Origin of the sequence: Sphingobacterium kitahiroshimense, assembly GCF_025961315.1 — a bacterium.
Classification (GTDB): domain Bacteria; phylum Bacteroidota; class Bacteroidia; order Sphingobacteriales; family Sphingobacteriaceae; genus Sphingobacterium; species Sphingobacterium anhuiense.
The window spans coordinates 3,210,824-3,234,181 of sequence record NZ_JAOQNK010000001.1; the positions used below are offsets into that span (position 1 = coordinate 3,210,824).

Here is a 23,358-nt window from a genome sequence, read left to right on the forward strand (position 1 = left end):
AATAAACATGGCAAATATTATAATAACAGGAGCAAGCAGTGGAATTGGGTTTGAAGCTGTATTGGATCTCACGGCAAAAAAAGAAAATAATGTTATCGCACTTGCTCGATCTGCAGATAAACTAAAGCGCCTTCACGAAATTGCTAAGGATTTGAATTTCGACGGGGGTAATTTATATCCAGCTCAGTTTGATATTGTTTATGATGATTATCAAACTTTATTACCATTTATCAAATCAAAATTTGAACAGGTAGATATCCTGATCAATAATGCAGGAGTGCTTATCAATAAACCTTTTATGGATAGTTCATTGGAAGAAATTGCATCGATGTTTCAAACCAATGTATTGGCACATGCTAATATGATTCAACATATCGTCCCTTTAATGCCCGAAGGATCTCATATTCTCAATATAGGAAGTATGGGCGGTTTTCAAGGCTCTTCCAAGTTTAGTGGCTTAGCGGCTTATTCTTCTAGTAAAGCAGCCTTGGCAGTATTAACAGAGTGCTTGGCTGAAGAATTTAAGGATAAAGGTATCCGCGTAAATTGTCTTGCTCTTGGATCTGCACAAACTGAAATGTTTGAAGCAGCTTTTCCGGGAATAGAAGCTGGTAAACTCGCTTTTGAGATGGGAAGATATATTGCGGAATTTGCTCAAAATGGACATCAATATTATAATGGTAAAATTCTACCTGTAGCATTAACAACTCCTTAATAAAAAGGTCTCAAAAGTAGCGCGCCCCCAGAAAGTGTTTAACTTTTCGGGGGCATTGCACAAAGATGCTTTTTTACAAACCAATATGTTCATTTTTATTGGATTTCGGTCCATCTTTACTGATTGCCTTTGGGTTATCTTTCAAGTAATGCCAAGTAATCTTATCTTCAAATTGTTGACCTTTCCCTGATGCTTTTACCTGGATAATATTATCCCCTTCTTTCAATTTAACATTTTGAAAAATATAATGGACATCAGTTTCTCCGATAACAAAGTTCTTTTCTTCAACACCATTGACCAACAAAATAGGTGTACCTAAATTAGAATAGACTGTCACCGGAGTAATCTCGTTTACTCTCTCAATAACACGTCTTTGTGTCAGATATAATACAGGTTCTTTACTCCAGTTAGCTTTATACCAATAAAAAGGATCTTTCTTGAGTTTTCTATCAAACGTAACCAATCCTTTATAATTCCTTGGCTCAACATTGAGTGCTGTAATCGGAGTCGCAAAGTCAAATGTGTTCCAAAGATAAGACGCTAAAAAGATCGGATGTCTTTTTATCGTTCCCCAATGTATTTCATGGAACTTTGTTGAAAATTCTTCAGGAAAAAATGCTGGATTCGCCCATTGATTACCTACATCTCCAACAACCTCTTGTTGATGACTAGGATTAGCCTCGGCTCCATACTCTGAAAAAATAATTTTATAATCTTTAAAATCTTTTGAGATTTGATCTGCCCACTTATCAACATCACGAATAACGCCATTATACCATCCGAAATAATGATTGATCCCCTGTATATCTGCATTATTATTTACAGCATGGTTAATGACATTATAGCCGCTCACTTGCACCGTATAGCGATATGGATCTTCGGTTTTAGCTAAATCATTTAATTTTGTCGTTAACTCGATTGTGTACGCATTAGGCGTATAAACCTCATTATGGAGACCCCATGTATAAATAGAAGGATGATTATAGTTTTGTCTTATAAGTTCTGTCAATTGCTGTTTTGCATTTGCTTCCTCTAACGTCGTTACACGATTAACAAATGGGATTTCTGCCCAAACAACAAATCCAATACTATCGCATTTTTCATAGAAGTATGCAGATTGTTGATAGTGAGCTAATCGAATAGTAGTTGCTCCAATTTCCTTGATGATAGCCAAATCTTCATCATGATCAGCATTTGATAACGCGGAACCCTTTCCCCATCGATCCTGATGTCTTGTTACTCCATACATTGGATACTTAATATCATTCAAAAAGAATCCCTCTCCTGTTCTTAATTCAAATTTTCGTAAACCTAGAGGCTGAATCACTTCATCTAGTACAGTATTTCCATCAACAAGCTGTGTAACTACTTTATATAGATATGGGTCCTCCAGACCTTGCCATAAATGTGGATTTGTTAAATTAAAGTCTTGCATTACTTCTTGTCTACCCTGCGGAAGTAAACGATATTTTTTTATATTCTTGGCTTTCACAGCACCGTTTTGTTCAAAAATCGTTGACACCACCTGTAAATCTCTTGCGTCATGATTTTTATTTTCAAGTTTCACTTTTAAATTTATTGATGCACTTTTTTTATTAACGTCCTTTTGACTTATATATACTCCTGAAGAAGCATAATCGGATACTGCAATATTAATCTTATCCGTCACAATAAGTTCAACCGGACGATAAATACCACCATACATAGGGAATAGCGTATGATTGACTGGGATTACTTGTGGAGTTGCTTCATTGTTAACTTTTACAAGAATCTCATTCTCAACTCCAAATTTCAACATATTAGTCAATTCCAACACGAATGCAGAATAGCCCCCTTGATGTCTTCCCACAATCTGATAATTACCATTTATAGCTGACGCATCATAAACTACATTTCCCTTTTCCTTCTTCGCAGGCAACGGTGAATTATTAATGTAAACTTCTGTGTTTGTATTTACACCTTCAAATTTTACAAAAATGCGCTTACCATTCCAAGAAGATTCGGGAATAAAAGTTTTACGATAATAGGCATCTCCTACATAAAATTTTTCATTAGATGTAAATCGATCATTACGTACTTGCATATCTTTTGAGTTCCATGTATGGGGAACAGCTATAGATTTCCATGTTCCAGAAAAAACATTCCCATACTGTAAGAGATCTGTAGTAAAGGGGCCTTTTTTGAAAGCCCAATCTTGATTGAAAGAAATAACTTCTCTAGAAAAGGAAACTGAGGTTAAAATTGTTAAGAAAAATAAGGTGACGATTGCCTTGAAATTCATAATAATAAAATAAAGGTTTTGTTCAATAGTATCCATCATAAACATGATGATGGAGTGTAAAACAAAGATATAAACCTAATTGTATTACAAAGAAGAATTTACTTTACTAGAAAACTACATAGAAGTTAATATTGAGCAAAAAAATGCTGTTGCATCACAGAAAACCAATTTACAACGTTATCGTACTTTTACTAAAATAGAGATGATGTCACTTAAATAATACTAACTACAGGTTACTATTATAAGCTTTTTATCCATTTAACTAAATCATTCAAGACTTCACTATTCATGGTTTCACTAATATGCTCATACTCTGAAACAGCCCCAGTTGTCGATTTTTGAAATAAGTGATTCAATCCTTCATATTTCTTTAGAACTGTTTTTGGATTATATGGTAGATTATTCTTTAAACTTTTTAGATTTTGGTCAGCAGGAACCTGAACATCTAAATTCCCAAATGCGGCATAAACCGGCACTGTAATTTTTTTAATAAAAGGAATGGGATCAATCCGCATGAAATATCTATAAGATGGCAACAAGAGTGTCTCTAATTCCAATTTACTCGATGAATTCAATTGTGCTGGATCTATTTTCATATTATCAAGAATCATTGCCATAGCCTCCATATGCGGCCTATTACTTTTAACAACCTCAAAATTCCTTTTATTAATCTCTTTGGCATGTGATAATGCTAGTTCTGACATGCCTGCTACTTTACCAATGCGATATAGCTGTGATACCATTAGAGAGTCGATAGGAATGGCTGGACCTGCTAAAGAAACAATAAAAGAAAGCGCCGGAAATTTTTGTCCAGCCAACAATTCTGCGATTAAACCACCCTCACTATGCCCGATAATACCAATTTTGCCGGGATCTACATTTGGTCTTTCCTTTAGAAAATCTATTGCTGCCATTGCGTCTTTACTGAAATTCTCAATTGAGGCATTTATAAAACTTCCTTTTGAAAGTCCGACCCCCCGATCGTCGTAGCGAAGAACAACAATATTATTTTTTGTTAAAAAATCTGATAATATTCGAAAAGGTTCATGTCCCATTAATGTTTCATTGCGATCCTGGGGACCGCTTCCTGTCACTAAAACTACTGCAGGGAATTTACCTTTTTGTCTAGGTGTGGTTAAGGTGCCACTTAATAGGACATCATCATATTTATTTCTAAAATTGACATCTACTGTATCGTATGAATAAGGAGGAAAAACACGTTGAGATCTTATTGTCTTGATATTATTAGGGGTTACCTTTATTTTCATAAGATCTAACTTGGCTCGAAATGTCCCTTGTTGAAACTCACCACCTATTAAATCATCCCGTTCCATTTTCCCGATATAACTAATTCCTCCTTCAATCAGTACTTCGATTCCGTTACCATTAACGTTTGCCTTCGCGGGAATGCCAAAGGCTCCCTGATCTGGACTATCCGCTGTTGCCTTCCATACACCATTTTCATGAGATAAATGAATTATAAAAACCAAACTGGAATGTCCTACTTGCAAATTACCTTTCCAGTCCCCTACGAAAGTTTGGGAAAAAGCAGTTATTGTTATAAACAACAGGAGAAATGTACCAACTATTTTTTTAATCATTATATGTAATAAAAGAGAATAAAGAAGATAAAGCTTCCATTAACATTACAACAAGTACCAAAATCAAGCCATTATAATTTTTTTCTATTTATAACAGTAAGAAATCCTTTAAATAAGTAAATAGAAGAAATAGATCAGCAAGCAAAGGCTGAGAATAACACCAAAAAAGGGATAATTCAATCTGCTTTATCAACATTTTGGTTACCCAGTGGATTTACTACATTCTGGAAATTAAATCTACTATCGGGTTTAGCCATTTAGTTGTATTTAATAAAGCCATAGCATAAATAACAGACCTTGCAACCAATACGGTTATTAGCATATCTATAAATCTCAGACTCGAATTCAATATTTTTCCAAGTAGAAATATAATGATTGAAAATAAAGATGTTGTTAAGATATTGTGATATAATAATTGTAAAAAGCTAGCCTCGTTGGATTTAAAACTCATCATCCCAGGAAAGGAATCTCCTAAAAACAAGCTACAAAAGTGCCGATTATAAATCAAATAAGACCAATAGATAAAAGTTTTGTCTCCGAAAGATTATCAAATGGATTTAAAAGTATTTTATTCATAGTCCTTATTTAAAATTTCTTGATTAACCTTAGAAATGATCGTATTGAGTTCGCATTTCTTTTGGGTACCTATCAAAAGTCTAGACCCGCTTTTAAAGATCAATTCCAACCCATGTGATCCTTTGGTATTATAGGCTTTACCTTTTCTTCCAATGCGATACCCCCCAACCTCCATAGTCGTATATAGGATTATAATCTTTTACAGAAACCTGTGCTACTTCTGACCAAGGAATAAATTTACTTTTCAATAGAAAGGGAAAGAAGTGAATCATGATTCCTTGAGAGTTTATTGTTGTTTTTAATTTAATGAACGAAAATATAATAATAATAACAGCAATAATCCAAAACCCAGGATTTACACTTAATTCTTTGAAATTACCATCTTTTATATCATTCCATTCATAATTTAAAGTCGATAATAATAAAAAGACGATCAAAATCACCATCCACCAACTCCAAAAAGACTGTTTCTCTTTAAAAACCATACTAATCATTATTTTTTAAACCCAATAACTTATCAATAAGATCATCTAACTTATTTCTTACGGTAGGATAACTCTTGCCTAATTGACTTGCCATCTCTTTCAGACTTCCTGATTTTAATAAAAACTCAAGTACAAAATCCTGTTCCTCAAGAGTTAATTGCGTCCAAATTGGCAACATAAATTTACCGCTAACCTCAGTATTGCATGAAGAACAAGTTAATTTACTGACCTCTAATTTTGTATCACAGCTAGGGCATATGTTTGGAAATTTTTTCATCTCTTCTATAAATATAAATATTATTAATAATAATATAAATTTTATAAAAGTATTATTAAACATAATTTAAAATATGAGCGATCAATAATTATTCGTAAAGTATATTAATAATTATATTTGCTGTAAATAATTATTAGATTTAAACATGAAGAAGATTATTGGATTTATTCTGACACCCATTTTTTATTTCTTTTTTGCCTTGTGCCTTTTAGTTTTTCACCCTATACAATGGTTGAGCCTAAAGTTTGGCGGATATACAGCACATAAAAAGAGTGTCGATATTCTTAATTTCTTTCTCACCTATTGCAATATTTTGCTGTTTAATACGATATCTTTTACTGATAATAAAAACATTCCAACCGGACAGCCCATTATTTTCGTTGCAAATCATCAAAGTACATTTGATATACCGGCTATGATCTATTTTCTGCGAAGATTTCATGGAAAATTCATTTCAAAAATAGAACTAGCGAAGGGAATTCCAAGTATTTCCTTCAATTTGAAACATGGTGGGGCAGCAAATATTGACCGTAAGGACTCAAAACAGTCTATCGGTGAAATATTAAAACTTGCAAATAATATGAAGACCAAAAACTGGTCAGCTTTTATTTTCCCGGAAGGTACTCGCACTCGAGATGGTAAAATGAAGCCTTTTCATGTTGGCGGAATAGCTACATTATTAAAGAAAAATCCCGATGCACTAATTGTTCCTATCGCAATAAATGGTTCATATGAAATGACTAAAAATGGCTTATTTCCTCTTACACCCTTTGTCAAAATGAGCTGGGAAGTTTTAGATCCTATTGATAAAACTGATAAAACTTTGGAAGAAATAGTATTAGAAGCTGAACAGAAGATCCGTTTAAAAGTCAAAAATGGTTAGATTATTTAACCTGCCGACCTTTCCAATCATATTTACCGATATTACCAAGTATACCAATATACACGAGGTATATTATATGAAACGAGGAAAGAATTGGTAAATACCGCATTAACTCCTCTCTCTTAGAAAACTGAGTTAAGGGTTGAATAAATAGATATTCAACTATGATTTTAGCGATTAATACTACCAAAAAAGTAAAAAGATAGGAATAATGATAAAATAAACCTACGATAAGACAGGTAAGCATACAAAAGTTGAATAACCAAATTGTGATTCCGAGTAACACAATTGCTTTATTTTTATATTTTGTACTCTTAGAAGCCCAACGCTTCCGCTGACTTATAAATGACCTAATTGTAGGCTTAGCATCGGTATAAACCACTGCATCTGTAGATTTACAGAATCCTATTTTATGTGGATATTTTGCAGCAACTTTATGCAAAAATAATTCATCATCACCAGATGCTAATTCATCGATACCGGCAAATCCACCCATTTCATAAAAAATATCTTTTCGATATGCCAAATTTGCTCCGTTGCAAGTTGTCGGATTTTTATTACCAATACCTGCTGCGCCTAAGCCTATTAAATATAAAAACTCAAGTGTTTGAAGTCTTTCAAAAAATGATTTCTCTTCTGAATACACTACAGGAGAAGATAAAAGATATAAGTCTTGAGTTTCAAAATAGCTAATGATTGTCATTAACCAATTTTCACCCATCCTACAATCAGCGTCAGTTGTAACAATGATCTCTCCTGTACATAAATCAATAGCCTTCGCTATAGCAAGCTTTTTATATGAATTCAATTTATTGCTCTCATTCAACTGAATTAATTGTACTCCTCTGTGCGCGTAGGACAATACAACATCACTTGTCCGATCAGTAGAATGGTCATCGATTACAATTAATTCAAACTGTTCAGGTGGAAATTTTTGATTAAGTACAGCATCAATAGTACGTGCTATACCATTCTCTTCATTACGTGCGGCTATAATAATAGAAATACGTTTGACCGGTAAACAGTTCGATATTACAGTTGGTATTTCAAACCAACCTTTCCGCATATACAGAACCAGAGCGATATACACAATCGCCAATATTATCGTAATAAAACTAAGACTTAGAATCACCAAAAAAATTTATTTTCAAAACAAAAATAGAACCTAAAACAGCTGGAAGTATCAAATTAACGAACCAAATACAAGAAACAATTGCCATCACGGCTAGTTCTTGATTTGTGATATAACTATAAAGATTACCTGCAACAAAACTTCTTACACTAAAATCAAAAATATCCAATGTCGGTAATGCGGCCTGCACAAAGAAAAGAATAAATATCATCAAAATCATTGCCACGAATGGTAATTCTGGTAAAATGACCAACATTAAAATAATGTACTGAGAAGTAAAAATGATAAATCTTGCCAACGATATCAATATGACAACAAGCAATTCCTTAAAAGTATACTCTTCCAAAATAGAAAAGAAAGGTTTGATACGTTCTAGAAATTTAATTCGACCAACCAATAAATCAATCCAATGCACATTAAAATAAAGTACTAAAAAACCTGTCGCATACAATATTGCTAATAACCAAATTCCAAACTCTATAGAAACCGGAGTATCCATATAAGTACATGCAAACCAAGCAATACTTAAAGCACCAGCTATACTGGTTAATACAAGTTGTGCAAATAACCCAACTCCCATTGCTATAGCACCTTTTGCTCGATTTTCAGGTTTCAAAAACAAAACACGACCTCCATATTCACCAATCCTATTTGGAGTAAAAATAGCCCATGTTAATCCACTAAATACCGATTGAAATGCACGTTCAAAAGATATTCTTTCAATTCTAATAGCCAAATATTGCCATTTTACAACTTCAAGCATCCAATTAACAAACATCAAGAACACGATTAAGCTAAATGTCAACCAGAAATAATGAGGATCTATACCTGCGATTAATGTTTCAAACTTCAGAAGATTTTTAGGATCGGATAATTGTTGATAAATATACCATCCAGCAAAAGCTAGTACCGCAATTTTTATCAATATCCCGCTATATTTTTTTTGAACCTTTGTTAGCATTTATCAATTTTGGACACAATGTTACTAAATATTAATCAAAGCTAAAGTTATTTTATGGCAATATTAGTATCCATTACATCTTCATTTTTGAATCGTTACGAAATAAAAAATGTAATATTGCACATGCAGAAGGAGAAAGCAAAAGAGAGAATTATTTTAGGTATTGACCCCGGAACAGCTGTTCTAGGTTACGGAATCATACGTGAACAAGGAAACAATATCAGTCTCATTACTATGGGAGTCGTGAAAATGGGGCATCTTGATGACCATGCTCTGAAACTCCAACGTATATTTAAAAAAACTACTGCTTTAATAGAGGAATATAAACCGGACAGTGTTGCATTAGAAGCTCCATTTTATGGAAAAAACATACAAGTAATGTTGAAACTAGGAAGAGCACAAGGTGTCGCTATGGCCGCCGCATTAAATTTTGATATTCCTATATTTGAATATGCTCCACGAAAAATAAAGCAATCAGTAACTGGAAATGGAAATGCAACCAAAGAGCAAGTAGCAGGCATGCTCAAATCATTATTAAAATTTAATGAAAGCCCTGAATTTTTAGACGCAACAGATGGATTAGCTGTTGCTGTTTGTCATTCCTTTCAAAAAAATGCGACCTCCGAAACTGGCAAAAGTTACAGTGGTTGGAGTGCATTTGTAAAAGATAATGAAAAAAGAATCAAGTAATTATAGCTGTACTTGCCTTATAACATTTTTCACATTTAATTCAACAATATCAGTCATCGATTTACACTTCAAATACTGTTCACTTGAATGAGAAATTGCATAAGCTTCACGCAATTGTTTTATATTTTCCTCTGTCGATAATTGTTGGGTTTTTGATGCGTCCCTAAGGTCAGCGATCCGATGCCTTTCACTACGTACACGATGTACAATAGATGATCGCTCTTCTTGTTGATATTGAGAAACCGTTTTTTCTGTCAAATGTTCCATTGAAAGTTTCACATAAGGAAAGTTTTCTTTGAAAAATTGTGGCATGTACACTTTTGGATTGCCTTCATAAAATTGCTGGTCAAAATCAATAGCTCGAATTCTGAATTGAAAATCGTCAAAATCTGGAGTTATTTGTACGACGAAATTATAAGCGCGCATATCACCTAACAAAGTAATTATGCAACGTTCGTTAAATTTAACAAACTCCTTAGAAATACGTGTTAGATTATAATCTGGTGTATACATCCGTTGCTTGGCAAAAGTATCACCAGGGATTCCAACAATATGTTCCTCAACCAAAGTTTCATTATCGACCATATAATTTACCTGATTTGGCGATAAGATTTCCTCCAATTCTAAGCCATAAATACGAGATGCATCAGCTTGCTTAATATAAAAATAATCATAAACATCATTCAGTCGGTTTACAATACGAATTCGAAAAGGCCTTGTATTACCAAACGCACAATACTCAACACGATCAATATACTTATGTTGCACAATACGGGTATTACCCGATGCCTTTAATTTAGCATATATTACTTTCAAACCTTCATATAAATGATCAATCAGATATGGTGGATATAATGGCGTTTCCCAAAAAGTGTCGTTACCGTATTTATCCAATACAGGTATAGTTTCAGTAAAAGATAAAAGATCCTTATAAGTAATAGGAAGCTTTGCATCACGTTGATATAGTCTCAAGTATTTATGTAATCCCTCTCCTACTGCAAAAATGGGTTTCTTCCTTGAAATTTTAACATCTTCTATTTCCATAAATATCTTTTTAAAATCAAATGCCAATAGCAATAAAAATCTATACAAAATTTGTTATTTAAATATCACATTAACAATATGTATATAAAATTTTTACTAAATTTACATAGATAAACCAACAAATCTTAGTATTTTTGAAAAATTTAAAAATTTAATCCGATACGACTATTTGGTAATAAATTATCGGTTTGGGTTAACTTAATTAATAACAGCACTTTTAATGGAAAACAACTATTCTAATTACGATTTAGACAATCTTGATATTCAGATATTATCAATTTTGATGAATGATGCGTCTATTCCTTATACAGAAATAGCAAAAAAGTTAATTGTATCTGGTGGCACTATACATGTACGCATGAAAAAAATGGAAGAACTAGGTATTATTAAAGGATCCAACTTAATTATTAATCCTCAGAAAGTTGGTTTCGATATCACTGCCTTCTTAGGGATTTACCTTGAAAAAGGATCTCAATACTCTGATGCTGTTGCTCAATTAAAAGAAATTAAAGAAGTCGTTGAATTACATTACTGCACGGGACAATATAGTATTTTTGCAAAAATAATCTGTCGCGATACTGTACACCTGCGTAAAGTATTAAATGAAGATATACAATCTGTACAAGGAATTCAGCGTACTGAGACTATTATATCTCTTGAAGAGAGTATAAAAAGACAGATTAGTTTAGTCTAGTCTAAATTATTAATCGTATAAACAAAAAAGCACAAAATATATTTTGTGCTTTTTTGTTTATACGATTTTTTCTAAAATATTAATATAATCGTCAATGCCTTTCCTAATTTCATCCAAGAAAATAAACTCATCGGCCATATGCGATCGTCCGGAGAAGCCCGGTCCTAACTTCACAGAAGGTATCCGCAACAATGCTTGATCACTCATTGTAGGAGAGCCATAAGTCTTTTTTCCAAGACTAACACCTGACAAAACAAGAGGATGATCTTCTGGAATAGAAGATGAATTTAAACGTGTTGAACGAGCATGGACATCAGATTGTACATGTAGTTTTATTATTTCTAATGTTTCTTCATTACTGTATGCATCTGTTGTTCTAACATCGACAACATAATCGCAAGTTGCGGGAACAACATTATGTTGAACACCACACTGAATCATCGTCACGGACATTTTAATGGGTCCTAATTTATTTGATTCACGCTCAAACTGGTAGGATCTAAACCATTCGATATCTGCTAATGCATTATATAAAGCATTTTCTCCCTCATCTCGTGCAGCATGGCCTGATATGCCATGAGCAGTGCAATCTAATACCATTAGGCCCTTTTCTGAGATCGCTAAATCCATTAAAGTTGGTTCTCCTACTATAGCAAAATCTAAAGTTCCTAAATCTGAAACAATTGATTCAATTCCACATTTACCGGAGATTTCCTCTTCAGCAGTAGCTGCTAAACAAAAATTATATTTTAAATCTTTGTCTTCATAAAAATGTAGAAAAGTTGCAATCAAAGAAACCAAACATCCACCTGCATCATTACTTCCTAATCCATAAAGCTTTCCATCTACTATATCTGGAGAAAATGGATCTCTTGTATAACCAGTGTTTGGTTTTACAGTGTCATGATGTGAGTTCAACAGTATCGTAGGTTTATCGGTACTATACCATTTATTATAAACCCAAATATTATTTGCTTTTCTGTAGGGAACAATTCCTTTCGCAGTAAAGAATTGTGCTATTATCGTTGCAGTTTCTTCTTCCTCTCTACTAAAAGAAGGGGTACGTATTAAAGACTTTAATAAGGCTAAACTTTCTTCAAATAACTCAACTCGATTATTCATTGTAGAGGCCTCCAGCTTTTTGTGCAGACAATTTTATTCCTTTAATAAATGCGGAACTGAAACCATGGTGTTCCATTTCATTAAGCCCTGCAATAGTACACCCCTTAGGCGAAGTCACCTTATCAATTTCACTTTCAGGATGTGATTGAGTTTGCAATAATAAATCTGCGGCACCTTTTGCTGTCTGAACAGCCATTTTAAGAGCATCATGCGCATGAAAACCAATTTCTACTCCACCCTGTGAAGCTGCTCGTATAGCTCTCAAGAAAAAAGCAATACCACAAGCACATAATGCAGTAGCAGAAGTCATTAAATCTTCGTTAATAACTACAACTGCGCCCACCGTTTCAAACATAACTTCTACATCCTTCACAATATCTGAAGGTGCATTATCAGTTGCAATACATGTCATCGACTGACCAATTGCAATTGCTGTATTTGGCATTGCCCTTACGACCAATGCATTTACACCAAGCACTTCTTTTATATCAACGCAACTTACCCCAGATACAACAGATACAAAAACCTGATTAGAACCTTGAACTATCGGAGCTATTTCTTCCAAAACTTTTCGTAATTGTTGAGGTAAAATTGCAAAGACAATAATATCGGCATCTCTAACTGCTTCGATATTACTATCTGTAACAACAAAACCATCTTCCCTTTCTTGATTTAAGGCTTTAATATTACGTCTTGTTAAAGTGATTTGATCCGCATTACAAAACTGATTTTTTACTAATCCTTTTGCAAGAGACAAACCAATATTCCCCGTTCCGATAATGGTAATTCTTTTCATGATTAAAATTCTATTTTAAGGTCAAACAAGTGCCAAATTGGCCCTGTTGGAATAAGTGCAAATTATTGGCATGACCAATATACACATTCCGAACACCTTTTTGTATAGCATCGAATGCATTTTGCAATTTTGGTACCATTCCATCATGAATAACACCGTCTTCCTTTAACTGTAAAAATTCGTCGGCACGGATTGAATTAATTACAGACTGTTCATCATTGATATCTTTAAGTACACCATTTTTTTCAAAACAATATACTAGAGATGTATCATATAATGATGACAGCCCAACAGCTAAAGCTGATGCGATCGTATCTGCATTGGTATTTAAAAGTTGTCCTAAACCATTATGAGTTATTGCAGAAAATACAGGAACAAATCCCGCTTCCAAAAATTTCTTAATAGAAGCAGTATTGACAGAATCGTGCAAAATATCCCCGACAAAGCCGTAATCAATATCTTTAACAGGTCGCTTTATTGCTTTAATTGTACCTCCATCTGCACCACTTAAACCAATAGCATCACATTGTAAAACTTGAAGCTTTGCAACAATATTCTTATTAGTTAAACCCGCATACACCATTGTAACAACCCGCAACATTGCTTCATCTGTAATTCTTCTGCCTTCCACCATCTTAGCTTCAATTCCCAAATCTGTTGCAATACGTGTCGCAATCTTTCCTCCTCCATGCACTAAGATTTTTTTGCCAGGCAAAGCCGCAAATTTTTCCAAAAATGAGTCTAACAATACTTCATCATCGATAATATTGCCACCAATTTTTATAATATTAAGGCCACTATTTGACATCTTTCTCTCTAAATCTTCCAAAATAATTTATTTACAGACCTATTTATTTTTTTCTAAGCTTTCAAGCATACGTTTTAAAACAACCTGTGCAGCCCATACACGATTACCAGCTTCCTTAATGACCAAAGAATTAGGCCCATCAAGTACCTCTGCGGATAATTCTAAATCACGTCTTACTGGTAAGCAATGCATAACCTTTGCGTCATTTGTTAACGCTAATTTCTCATTATCAATTAACCAATTTTCAATAACTGGATATACTTCACCATATTCCTCATAAGAAGACCAATTCTTAACATAAACAAAATCTGCATTTTTGAGACTCTGATCTAGATCATTTGAAATCTTCGCACCCTCAGTAAACTCTTCAGACAATTGATATCCCTCTGGATGTGCTATAGTGAAATCGACCAAGCCTTCAACCTGCGCTTGACACATCCACTCTGAAAAAGAATTTGGTACCGCTTGTGGCAAAGCTTTTACATGTGGTGCCCACGCTAAAACAACCTTTGGTTTTTCTGTGACTTTATATTCACTTATTGTTATAATATCAGTTAAACTCTGTAAAGGATGGCGGGTTGCACTTTCCAAAGACACAACTGGAACACCACAATATTCGATAAACTTATTAAATAAATCTTCAGAGTAATCCTCATCCCTATTTTTCAATTTAGGAAAAGAACGTAAGCCCAAAATATCACAATACTCACCCATTACCGCTGCGGCCTCACGGATATGTTCAACAGTAGTTCCGTTCATTACGACACCATCTTGAGTCTCCAATGCCCAGCCATCTTTATCCATATTCATAACCATGACATTCATTCCTAAATTCATAGCTGCTTTTTGAGTACTTAAACGTGTGCGCAAACTTGGGTTTAAAAATACCAGACCCAATGTTTTGTATTTGCCCAAACTTTCCAAAGTGTTAGGGTTAGCTTTCAACTCCATTGCTTCTTTAACTATTTCAGAAACACTAGCAACATCTTTAACTGAAAAAAACTTTTTCATATATTTATCTTATTCAAAAAACTAACCTTCCAAAATTTCTGTAAAAGCCGTTAAAAATTGATCGGCCATTTCTTTTGTTGTATTTAATGCGGGCAATAAGCGTATTACAGTAGGCTTTGCTTCACCTGTAAATATTCTATGCTTTTCCAACAGATCTTTCCTTACATGCGCTAATTCACTAGGTAAATCAATACCTATCATCAGTCCTCTTCCTCTTACTTCAGAAATTTGATCAAACTTGCGTAATTCTTCAATTAAATAAGATCCAACAGTCGCTGCATTTTGAATTAAACTATCCTGTTGAATAACTTCTAAGACAGCAACAGCGGCTGCACAAGCCAAATGATTTCCCCCAAAAGTAGTTCCCAGCATACCGTATGATGCCACAAATTTTGGAGCGATGCTAATTGCACCGATAGGAAAACCATTACCCATACCTTTTGCCATAGTATAAATATCAGCTTCTATCCCAGAATAATCATGAGAATAAAACAAACCAGAACGGCCATAACCACACTGTACTGAATCAGCGATAAATACAGAAGCATATTGATCGCAGAGTGTGCGTATCAGACGAAGAAATGAAACAGACGCTTCCCTTATGCCACCAACACCCTGTATACCTTCAATAATCACCGATGAAATTTCCTCGCCATAATTTTTGAAAGCATTAGATATAGCATCTTCATCATTAAAAGGTAAGAAAATGACGTTATCAGTCTCATTGACAGGAGCAATAATATTTGGATTATCAGTACAAGCTACTGCCAAAGATGTACGACCGTGAAATGCCTTTGAAAAAGCAATCACTTTTTTTCTTGAATTATAAAAAGAAGCCAACTTTAACGCATTTTCATTTGCCTCTGCACCTGAATTACATAAAAACAAATGATAATCCTCTTTCCCAGAAACTTTACCTAATAATTGAGCTAATTCACGCTGAATAGGAATCTCCACAGAATTCGAATAAAATCCAATTTGATTTAATTGTTCTGTGATACGTTGAACATAATTTGGATGCGTATGACCAATTGAAATCACAGCATGACCACCATATAAATCCAAGTAAGGATTTTCTTCGGCATCCCACACCGTTGAGCCCTGTGCTCTTACAATATTGATTGGATTAATGGGATAAACGTTAAATAAGTCCATTGATAATGAATAAATAATTAAATGAGAAACATAAGTCCGATATGCATTGCAAATATAGCTAAGTCTTCCTAAAAATCCGTTAAAAATAAAAAAGCCTATCATTTTCATGATAGGCTTTATATCTAAAAAAATTAAAGAACTAGTCTTTGTTTTCTTCTTCTGTAGACGCAGTAGTAACATCCGTTTCAGCTGGAGCTTCTTCAGTTGTATCAGCTTTCTTCTTAGAAGTACCACGACGACGAGTTGCTTTTTTCTCAGTAGCAGCTTTAGCACCGTAAATTTCATTATAGTCTACCAATTCGATAAATGCCATTTCAGCGTTATCACCTAAACGATTTTCCATTTTGATAATACGTGTATAACCACCTGGACGATTAGCTACTTTTTCCGAAATTTCACGGAACAAGATAGTAACAGCCTCTTTATCTTTTAAGTAAGCGAAAACAGTACGACGAGAGTGAGTCGTATCGTTTTTAGATTTAGTAATCAAAGGCTCAACATATTTACGTAACGCTTTAGCTTTTGCTAAAGTTGTTGTAATACGTTTATGTTTTACTAATGACGTTGCCATGTTAGCTAACATTGCCTTTCTATGGCTGTCAGTACGACCTAAGTGATTTACTTTTTTTCCGTGTCTCATTTTTAATTTAATTTTAATGTATATACCGTCTCTTCACAGAGGGAATTATATACAAGCCGCTTATTAATATATTAATCTTCGTCTAACTTATATTTAGACAAGTTCATTCCAAATGATAAACCTTTCGATTTAACCAATTCTTGGATTTCGCTTAATGATTTTTTACCGAAGTTTCTGAATTTCAACATATCTGCTACGTCATAAGTAACTAATTCAGATAGTGAGCGAATATCAGCAGCTTTCAAACAGTTCAATGCGCGAACTGATAGATCTAAGTCAACTAATTCCATTTTCAAAATTTTACGCATATGTAAAATTTCTTCATCAACAACTTTAGTTTCCTCTTTAGTCTGAGACTCAAGAAGCATATTCTCATCAGAGAATAAGATAAAGTGTTGAATTAAGATTTTAGCAGCTTCTTTTAAAGCTTCTTCTGGATGAATCGAACCATCTGTAGAAATATCTAACAACAATTTCTCGTAGTCAGTTTTTTGTTCTACACGGTAGTTCTCAATGGTAAATTTAACATTCTTAATCGGAGTAAAGATCGAATCAATCGCGATTAATCCTACAGGACCATCAACGACTTTATTCTCATCAGCATTTACATAACCACGACCTTTAGCTACGCTCAATTCTACTTCAATTGTAACCGAGCTATCCATGTTACAGATAACCAAATCAGGATTTAATACTGTAAAGTTGTTTGAGAATTTTGTGATATCACCAGCTGAGAATTGCTCTTGACCATTGATTACTACAAATATCTTTTCGCTATCACCTTGATCACCAGTTTTTTGAAAACGAACTTGTTTCAAATTCAAAATGATCTCCGTAACGTCTTCAACTACACCTTTGATAGTTGAAAATTCGTGCGAAACGCCTGAAAACCTTATCGACGTAATTGCATATCCTTCTAATGAGGACAATAAAATACGGCGCAAAGCATTACCAATGGTTACACCAAAACCAGGCTCCAATGGACGAAATTCGAACGTACCATCAAAATCTGTAGATTTTTGCATGATAACTTTATCCGGTCTTTGAAATGCTAAAATTGCCATTTATTTCTTTTTAAAGTTTTTGTAATAATACTTGCAATACAATAGAATATGCATAATCCATAATGGACTATGCATATTGCTACTTTATTTATTATTTAGAGTATAACTCTACGATTAAGTTCTCTTTGATATTCTCAGGAATGTCAGATCTCTCAGGGAAACTTAAAAAAGTACCTGTAAGTTCTTTTGCATTCCACTCCAACCATGAGTATTTGTTGATGATTCTACCAGCAACTGAATCAGTGATTGTTTCAAGAGTTTGAGAACGCTCACGAACAGCGATTACATCACCTGGACGTAAGCTATATGATGGAATGTTAACTAATTCTCCGTTAACAGTAATGTGCTTGTGCGATACTAACTGACGTGCAGCAGAACGAGTAGGGGCAATACCTAAACGGTATACCGTGTTATCTAAACGAGCTTCTAATAATTTCAAGAAGATCTCCCCTGTAATACCTTGTTTTGAGGCAGCTTTAACAAACAAATTAGCGAATTGACGCTCTAACACCCCGTAAGTGTATTTTGCTTTTTGCTTTTCTAACAACTGAATAGCGTATTCAGATTGTTTACCTCTGCGTTTAGATGCTCCATGTTGTCCAGGAGGATAATTCTTTTTTTCTAACGCTTTATCTGGGCCGAAAATCGGCTCTCTAAATTTACGGGCAATTTTGGACTTAGGTCCTGTATATCTAGCCATTTTTTTTCTCTTAAAGTATCTATTAGCCTTTAGCTAATGAATCTTATCTTTAACCTAATTAAACTCTTCTACGTTTTGGAGGACGACAACCGTTGTGAGGAAGTGGTGTGATATCTTTGATAGTAGTCACATCGATTCCAACAGTTTGTAATGTTCTGATAGCCGACTCACGTCCAGCACCAGGTCCTTTTACGAATACTTCTACTTTGCGTAGACCTAAATCGTATGCAACTTTTCCACAGTCATTTGCTGCTTGTCCTGCCGCGTACGGTGTATTCTTTTTAGACCCTCTAAAACCCATTTTCCCAGCACTTGACCAAGAAATAGTTTGACCTTGATTATTAGTCAAAGTTACAATGATATTATTAAACGTAGCATTGATGTGTGCTTGACCAACAGGCTCAATTACAACAATACGTTTTTTTGCAGCTTTTTTAGTTTTAGCCATTTCTTAATTTTTATTTAGTAGCCTTTTTCTTGTTTGCAACTGTCTTACGTTTACCCTTACGAGTACGAGAGTTGTTTTTAGTGCGTTGACCACGAACTGGTAAATGCTTACGGTGACGTAATCCACGGTAACAACCGATATCCATTAAACGTTTAATGTTTAATTGAATTTCAGAACGTAAAGCACCTTCCACTTTAATCTCATCAGAAATCAAAGTACGAATTGCTGCTAACTGATCATCATTCCAATCTTGAACTTTAATGTCATGACTGATTTCCGCCTTATCTAAGATAAGCTCTGCTGTTGTACGACCGATACCAAAAATGTAGGTAAGGCCGATAACACCCCTTTTGTTTTTAGGTAAGTCAATACCTGCTATCCTTGCCATATATGTTTAGCGATTATTTTTAAATAATTAACCCTGACGTTGTTTGTACTTAGGGTTCTTTTTGTTGATTACAAAAACTTTTCCTTTGCGACGAATGATCTTACAATCAGCGCTACGTTTTTTTATTGATGCTCTTACTTTCATGATTTTAATATTTTCAAAAGCTTGCACTATCAGACTACCAATCCGTTATTTATAACGGTATGTGATACGTCCTTTAGTCAAATCATAAGGAGACATTTCTAATTTAACTTTATCCCCAGGCAAAATTTTGATATAGTGCATACGCATTTTACCAGAAATATGAGCAATGATTTCATGCCCATTTTCCAATTCCACCCTAAACATAGCATTAGAAAGTGCCTCTCTAATTATTCCATCTTGTTCAATTGAGGCTTGTTTAGCCATATATTCTTGATTATTATTTTGTTAAATAGCCTGCAAACAGGAGTGCAAAGATATATAAAATAATTGAAAATCAACTATTTTTCACCTAAAACTTTCTCTACATGTTCAAATGTCAACAGCACATCGGGTTCACCTTTTCGAATAGCGACCATTTGCTCGAAGTGCGCCGACAGTTTACCATCAACAGTACTTACTGTCCATCCGTCATCCCAAAACTTCACGCCTGCCTTTCCTGCGTTGATCATTGGTTCAATACAAATAACTAAACCAGACTCTAGCTTAGCACCAGCACCACGTTTACCGTAGTTTGGCACCTCAGGTTTTTCATGTAAATGAAAACCGACACCATGTCCAACTAATTCTCGTACAATACCAAAACCATATTTAGAAACATGTTCCTGTATAGCTGCACCGATATCTCCAACACGTTTTCCAGCTACAGCTTGCTCTATGCCTTTGTACATAGATTCTTTTGTTACATCAAGTAACAGCTGGGCCTCTTCAGTAACATTACCCACACCAAAAGTGTAGGCTGAATCACTAATAAAACCGTTTAGATTTACGCCACCGTCAACAGAAACAAGATCTCCATCTTTGATTATATAATCACTTGGAAATCCATGAACGATCTGATCGTTAACAGAAATACAAAGTGAGTATGGAAATCCATGATAATTAAGGAACGCAGGCGTACCACCATTATCATGGATAAACTCGTAAGCTAACTTATCAAGAGATAAGGTGGTGATGCCAGGTTTAATAACCTTAGCAACTTCACCAAGCAATTGCGAAAGTACATTTGCAGACAAACGCACTTGCTCTATTTCTTCCTCTGATTTATAATATACTTTAGACATCTAAAGAATTTAAATTGCCGACTGATCTACACCCTCAACTGACGCAGGAGTTCTTCCTTTTATACGTCCAGTTTTCATTAATCCGTCATAGTGACGCATCAATAAGTGGCTTTCAATTTGTTGCAAAGTATCCAACACAACACCTACCAAAATCAATAAGGACGTACCTCCGTAGAAATGCGCAAATTGATTATTAATACCGAATAAACTTGCAATAGCAGGTAATATAGCAATAATCGCAAGGAAAATTGCTCCCGGGAATGTGATATTTGAAATCACACGATCAATAAAGTTACTTGTTTCTAGACCTGGTTTGATACCTGGAACAAATCCACCATTTTTCTTCATATCATCAGACATCTGCTGAGGATTAACCATAATTGCTGTATAGAAAAATGTAAATGCTATAATCAAAACAGCAAAAGTTACATTATAAGCAACAGATGTATAGTTACTCAACGATGTTAAGAAATCAGACTGAAGATTAGGGAAAAATTGACCCAAACTCATTGGCACAAACATAATCGCTTGCGCGAAAATGATTGGCATTACACCAGCAGCATTAACCTTTAATGGTATATACTGTCTTACTCCACCCACTTGTTTGTTTCCAACAATCTTCTTTGCATATTGAACAGGAATCTTACGAACTCCTTGTACAATTAAAATTGTAAATACAACGACAAAGAACAAAGCTAAAAACTCCAATAATAATGGAATTGGTCCACCACCACCTTTACTCATACGTGATACCCACTCCGCAGTAATACCACTTGGCAATTGTGCGATAATACCAGTCATAATGATCAAGGAAATACCATTACCAATACCTTTATCAGTAATCTTTTCTCCTAGCCACATTACAAACAAAGTACCCGCTGTCAAAACTATTGCAGTAAGAATAGTGAACATAGGATCTGCTAATGTTTTCGCAGCAGGCTCAATTTGAGTTCTAACATACGCAAACGCTTGAAGCAAAGTAATCGCTAACGTTAGATAGCGCGTAATTTGATTCATTTTAGTACGACCACTTTCACCCTCTTTCTGCATTTTTTGGAAATAAGGAACCGCGATGCCCAGTAACTGAACAACAATGGATGCCGAGATATAAGGCATTACACCCAATGCAAAGATAGCTGAGCGAGAGAATGACCCCCCTGCAAACATATCTAGCAACCCAAGTAATCCTTCTTTTTGACCGGAAGCCAAAGCTTGAGGATTAACTCCAGGTAATACAATATGACATCCAATACGGTAAATCAGAAGAAATAGCAACGTATTCAAAATACGTGTACGTAAATCGTCTATTTTCCAAATATTGGTTAAGGTTGTGATTAGTTTCTTCATTTATTAAAGTTTAACAATAGAACCGCCTGCTGCTTCAATAGCTGCTTGAGCAGAAGCCGAGAACGCATGTGCTGTAACTTCAACTTTTGCTTTCAACTCACCACGACCCAAGATCTTAACTTTATCTTTCTTAGCTACTAATCCATGAGCAACTAATTCTTCCAAAGTTACAATAGTCAAATTATGCTTCTCAACTAATTCTTGCAAAGCATCTAAGTTTACACCATTATACTCTACGCGGTTTAAGTTTTTGAAACCAAATTTAGGCACACGACGTTGCAAAGGCATTTGACCACCTTCAAAACCGATCTTTGTACTATGACCTGAACGAGAACCTGCTCCTTTGTGACCACGTGTAGAAGTACCACCGCGACCAGAACCTGTACCACGACCAATACGTTTACGATTTTTTACGGAACCTTTTGCAGGTCTTAAATTACTTAAGTTCATTTTAAAACTAAATTGTGTTAGGCCTTCGCTTTCACTAAACAGGTCCTAACTATTAAAAAATTGATTGATAGCAAGTAATGGAAAAGACCCTAAAGCCCTTTCCATATGCTAATATTAAATAGTGCTGATAGCTACTAAGTGATTCACTTTTCTCACCATACCAATGATAGCAGGTGTAGCTTCAACTTCTACTGAGTGATTGATTCTTTTCAACCCTAATGCCTCAATAGTTTTCTTTTGGCGCTCGCTTCTGTCGATAACGCTCTTTATCTGGGTGATTTTAATTTTTGCCATGATAATTAACCGTTAAATACTTTGTTTAAATCGACACCGCGGTGCTGTGCTACTGTGTACGCATCACGCATATTAGCTAAAGCGTCAATAGTTGCCTTTACCACGTTGTGTGGGTTAGATGAACCTAATGATTTTGCTAATACGTCTTTAATACCTGCAGATTCTAATACGGCACGCATTGCACCACCTGCTAAAACTCCTGTACCTGCGATTGCTGGTTTAATCAAAACTGAACCACCTGAATATTTACCATATTGAGCGTGAGGAACAGTACCTTTGATAATAGGAACTTTAACTAAGTTTTTCTTAGCGTCATCAATTCCTTTCGTAATTGCTTCAGTAACCTCTTTCGCTTTACCTAAACCGAAACCAACGATGCCGTTTTCATCACCTACAACCACGATTGCAGAGAAACTGAAAGTACGACCACCTTTAGTAACTTTAGCTACACGTTGGATACTTACTAAGCGATCTTTTAATTCAATCTCGCTTGATTTTACTCTTTTTATATTGCTTAATGCCATTTCTTCT

28 protein-coding genes are annotated in these 23,358 nt (G+C 34.7%); 4 read left to right on the forward strand and 24 right to left on the reverse strand.

Annotation, left to right across the window (positions count from 1 at the left end; genetic code table 11):
• Positions 1–7 precede the first annotated feature (7 nt).
• Positions 8–715, forward strand: a complete 708-nt coding sequence (locus M2265_RS14215; protein ID WP_132771526.1) for an SDR family NAD(P)-dependent oxidoreductase — start codon at positions 8–10, stop codon at positions 713–715.
• A gap of 73 nt (positions 716–788) precedes the next feature.
• Here the strand turns inward: M2265_RS14215 and M2265_RS14220 are convergent, their stop codons facing one another.
• The 4 genes from M2265_RS14220 to M2265_RS14235 all read right to left on the reverse strand — a co-directional run bounded on the left by M2265_RS14220 (position 789) and on the right by M2265_RS14235 (position 5,998).
• Positions 789–2,996, reverse strand: a complete 2,208-nt coding sequence (locus M2265_RS14220; RefSeq protein WP_132771527.1) for a glycoside hydrolase family 2 protein — start codon at positions 2,994–2,996, stop codon at positions 789–791.
• A 239-nt stretch (positions 2,997–3,235) separates the two neighbouring features.
• On the reverse strand, positions 3,236–4,597 hold the full coding sequence (locus M2265_RS14225; RefSeq protein ID WP_132771528.1) for an alpha/beta hydrolase family protein: 1,362 nt from the start codon (positions 4,595–4,597) through the stop codon (positions 3,236–3,238).
• Positions 4,598–5,310: 713 nt separating this feature from the next.
• Positions 5,311–5,658, reverse strand: coding sequence for a hypothetical protein (locus M2265_RS14230; protein ID WP_132771529.1), 348 nt, complete (start codon positions 5,656–5,658; stop codon positions 5,311–5,313).
• 1 nt (position 5,659) lies between these two features.
• On the reverse strand, positions 5,660–5,998 hold the full coding sequence (locus M2265_RS14235; protein ID WP_243655456.1) for a DUF2089 family protein: 339 nt from the start codon (positions 5,996–5,998) through the stop codon (positions 5,660–5,662).
• Positions 5,999–6,080: 82 nt separating this feature from the next.
• Here M2265_RS14235 and M2265_RS14240 point away from each other — a divergent pair, with 82 nt between their 5' ends.
• A complete protein-coding gene (locus tag M2265_RS14240) occupies positions 6,081–6,818 on the forward strand; it encodes a lysophospholipid acyltransferase family protein (protein WP_021189694.1) in 738 nt (245 codons plus the stop codon).
• 1 nt (position 6,819) lies between these two features.
• Here M2265_RS14240 and M2265_RS14245 read toward each other — a convergent pair whose 3' ends face one another.
• Together M2265_RS14245 and M2265_RS14250 are read right to left on the reverse strand one after the other, a co-directional pair.
• The gene (locus M2265_RS14245) at positions 6,820–7,908 is read right to left on the reverse strand and encodes a glycosyltransferase family 2 protein (protein ID WP_317126555.1); all 1,089 of its coding nucleotides are present in this window, start codon (positions 7,906–7,908) and stop codon (positions 6,820–6,822) included.
• 25 nt (positions 7,909–7,933) lie between these two features.
• The gene (locus M2265_RS14250; RefSeq protein ID WP_132771530.1) at positions 7,934–8,911 is read right to left on the reverse strand and encodes a lysylphosphatidylglycerol synthase domain-containing protein; all 978 of its coding nucleotides are present in this window, start codon (positions 8,909–8,911) and stop codon (positions 7,934–7,936) included.
• Positions 8,912–9,034: 123 nt separating this feature from the next.
• On the opposite strand from M2265_RS14250, the gene ruvC reads away from it, so the two are divergent.
• Positions 9,035–9,601, forward strand: coding sequence for a crossover junction endodeoxyribonuclease RuvC (gene ruvC, locus M2265_RS14255; protein ID WP_132771796.1), 567 nt, complete (start codon positions 9,035–9,037; stop codon positions 9,599–9,601).
• Here the strand turns inward: ruvC and M2265_RS14260 are convergent, their stop codons facing one another.
• Positions 9,602–10,645 (reverse strand): hypothetical protein, encoded by a 1,044-nt coding sequence (locus M2265_RS14260; RefSeq protein WP_132771531.1) that lies wholly within the window; start codon positions 10,643–10,645, stop codon positions 9,602–9,604.
• Between the two features lie 220 nt (positions 10,646–10,865).
• On the opposite strand from M2265_RS14260, the gene M2265_RS14265 reads away from it, so the two are divergent.
• On the forward strand, positions 10,866–11,339 hold the full coding sequence (locus tag M2265_RS14265; protein ID WP_021189698.1) for an Lrp/AsnC ligand binding domain-containing protein: 474 nt from the start codon (positions 10,866–10,868) through the stop codon (positions 11,337–11,339).
• 57 nt (positions 11,340–11,396) lie between these two features.
• Here the strand turns inward: M2265_RS14265 and M2265_RS14270 are convergent, their stop codons facing one another.
• From M2265_RS14270 to rpsE, 17 genes are all read right to left on the reverse strand, one after another.
• A complete protein-coding gene (locus M2265_RS14270) occupies positions 11,397–12,461 on the reverse strand; it encodes a M20 family metallo-hydrolase (protein WP_132771532.1) in 1,065 nt (354 codons plus the stop codon).
• On the reverse strand, positions 12,454–13,257 hold the full coding sequence (proC, locus tag M2265_RS14275) for a pyrroline-5-carboxylate reductase (RefSeq protein ID WP_021190952.1): 804 nt from the start codon (positions 13,255–13,257) through the stop codon (positions 12,454–12,456). Before proC ends, M2265_RS14270 begins: the two co-directional genes overlap by 8 nt.
• A 10-nt stretch (positions 13,258–13,267) precedes the next feature.
• On the reverse strand, positions 13,268–14,065 hold the full coding sequence (gene argB / locus M2265_RS14280; RefSeq protein ID WP_132771797.1) for an acetylglutamate kinase: 798 nt from the start codon (positions 14,063–14,065) through the stop codon (positions 13,268–13,270).
• A 39-nt stretch (positions 14,066–14,104) separates the two neighbouring features.
• Positions 14,105–15,076 (reverse strand): acetylornithine carbamoyltransferase, encoded by a 972-nt coding sequence (locus M2265_RS14285; RefSeq protein ID WP_021190950.1) that lies wholly within the window; start codon positions 15,074–15,076, stop codon positions 14,105–14,107.
• Positions 15,077–15,097: 21 nt separating this feature from the next.
• Positions 15,098–16,231, reverse strand: a complete 1,134-nt coding sequence (locus M2265_RS14290) for an aspartate aminotransferase family protein (RefSeq protein WP_132771798.1) — start codon at positions 16,229–16,231, stop codon at positions 15,098–15,100.
• A 139-nt stretch (positions 16,232–16,370) separates the two neighbouring features.
• Positions 16,371–16,871, reverse strand: coding sequence for a 50S ribosomal protein L17 (rplQ, locus tag M2265_RS14295; RefSeq protein ID WP_132771533.1), 501 nt, complete (start codon positions 16,869–16,871; stop codon positions 16,371–16,373).
• A gap of 71 nt (positions 16,872–16,942) precedes the next feature.
• A complete protein-coding gene (locus tag M2265_RS14300; protein ID WP_108159147.1) occupies positions 16,943–17,935 on the reverse strand; it encodes a DNA-directed RNA polymerase subunit alpha in 993 nt (330 codons plus the stop codon).
• Between the two features lie 91 nt (positions 17,936–18,026).
• Entirely contained in the window at positions 18,027–18,635 is a 609-nt protein-coding gene (gene rpsD, locus M2265_RS14305) for a 30S ribosomal protein S4 (protein WP_021190947.1), read from the reverse strand.
• A 58-nt stretch (positions 18,636–18,693) separates the two neighbouring features.
• Complete coding sequence (rpsK, locus tag M2265_RS14310) at positions 18,694–19,083, reverse strand: 30S ribosomal protein S11 (protein ID WP_021190946.1); 390 nt, start codon at positions 19,081–19,083, stop codon at positions 18,694–18,696.
• A gap of 10 nt (positions 19,084–19,093) precedes the next feature.
• Positions 19,094–19,471 (reverse strand): 30S ribosomal protein S13, encoded by a 378-nt coding sequence (gene rpsM / locus M2265_RS14315; protein WP_132771534.1) that lies wholly within the window; start codon positions 19,469–19,471, stop codon positions 19,094–19,096.
• Positions 19,472–19,498: 27 nt separating this feature from the next.
• The gene (gene rpmJ, locus M2265_RS14320; protein ID WP_038702005.1) at positions 19,499–19,615 is read right to left on the reverse strand and encodes a 50S ribosomal protein L36; all 117 of its coding nucleotides are present in this window, start codon (positions 19,613–19,615) and stop codon (positions 19,499–19,501) included.
• Between the two features lie 45 nt (positions 19,616–19,660).
• Complete coding sequence (gene infA / locus M2265_RS14325; RefSeq protein ID WP_002997456.1) at positions 19,661–19,879, reverse strand: translation initiation factor IF-1; 219 nt, start codon at positions 19,877–19,879, stop codon at positions 19,661–19,663.
• A 74-nt stretch (positions 19,880–19,953) separates the two neighbouring features.
• A complete protein-coding gene (map, locus tag M2265_RS14330) occupies positions 19,954–20,736 on the reverse strand; it encodes a type I methionyl aminopeptidase (RefSeq protein WP_132771535.1) in 783 nt (260 codons plus the stop codon).
• Between the two features lie 9 nt (positions 20,737–20,745).
• Positions 20,746–22,083: a preprotein translocase subunit SecY gene (gene secY, locus M2265_RS14335; protein WP_038695510.1), complete on the reverse strand. Its 1,338-nt coding sequence runs from the start codon at positions 22,081–22,083 to the stop codon at positions 20,746–20,748.
• A 3-nt stretch (positions 22,084–22,086) separates the two neighbouring features.
• A complete protein-coding gene (gene rplO, locus M2265_RS14340) occupies positions 22,087–22,533 on the reverse strand; it encodes a 50S ribosomal protein L15 (protein WP_132771536.1) in 447 nt (148 codons plus the stop codon).
• Positions 22,534–22,647: 114 nt separating this feature from the next.
• On the reverse strand, positions 22,648–22,827 hold the full coding sequence (gene rpmD, locus M2265_RS14345) for a 50S ribosomal protein L30 (protein ID WP_021190941.1): 180 nt from the start codon (positions 22,825–22,827) through the stop codon (positions 22,648–22,650).
• A 5-nt stretch (positions 22,828–22,832) separates the two neighbouring features.
• A complete protein-coding gene (gene rpsE, locus M2265_RS14350) occupies positions 22,833–23,351 on the reverse strand; it encodes a 30S ribosomal protein S5 (RefSeq protein WP_132771537.1) in 519 nt (172 codons plus the stop codon).
• Positions 23,352–23,358: the final 7 nt, after the last annotated feature.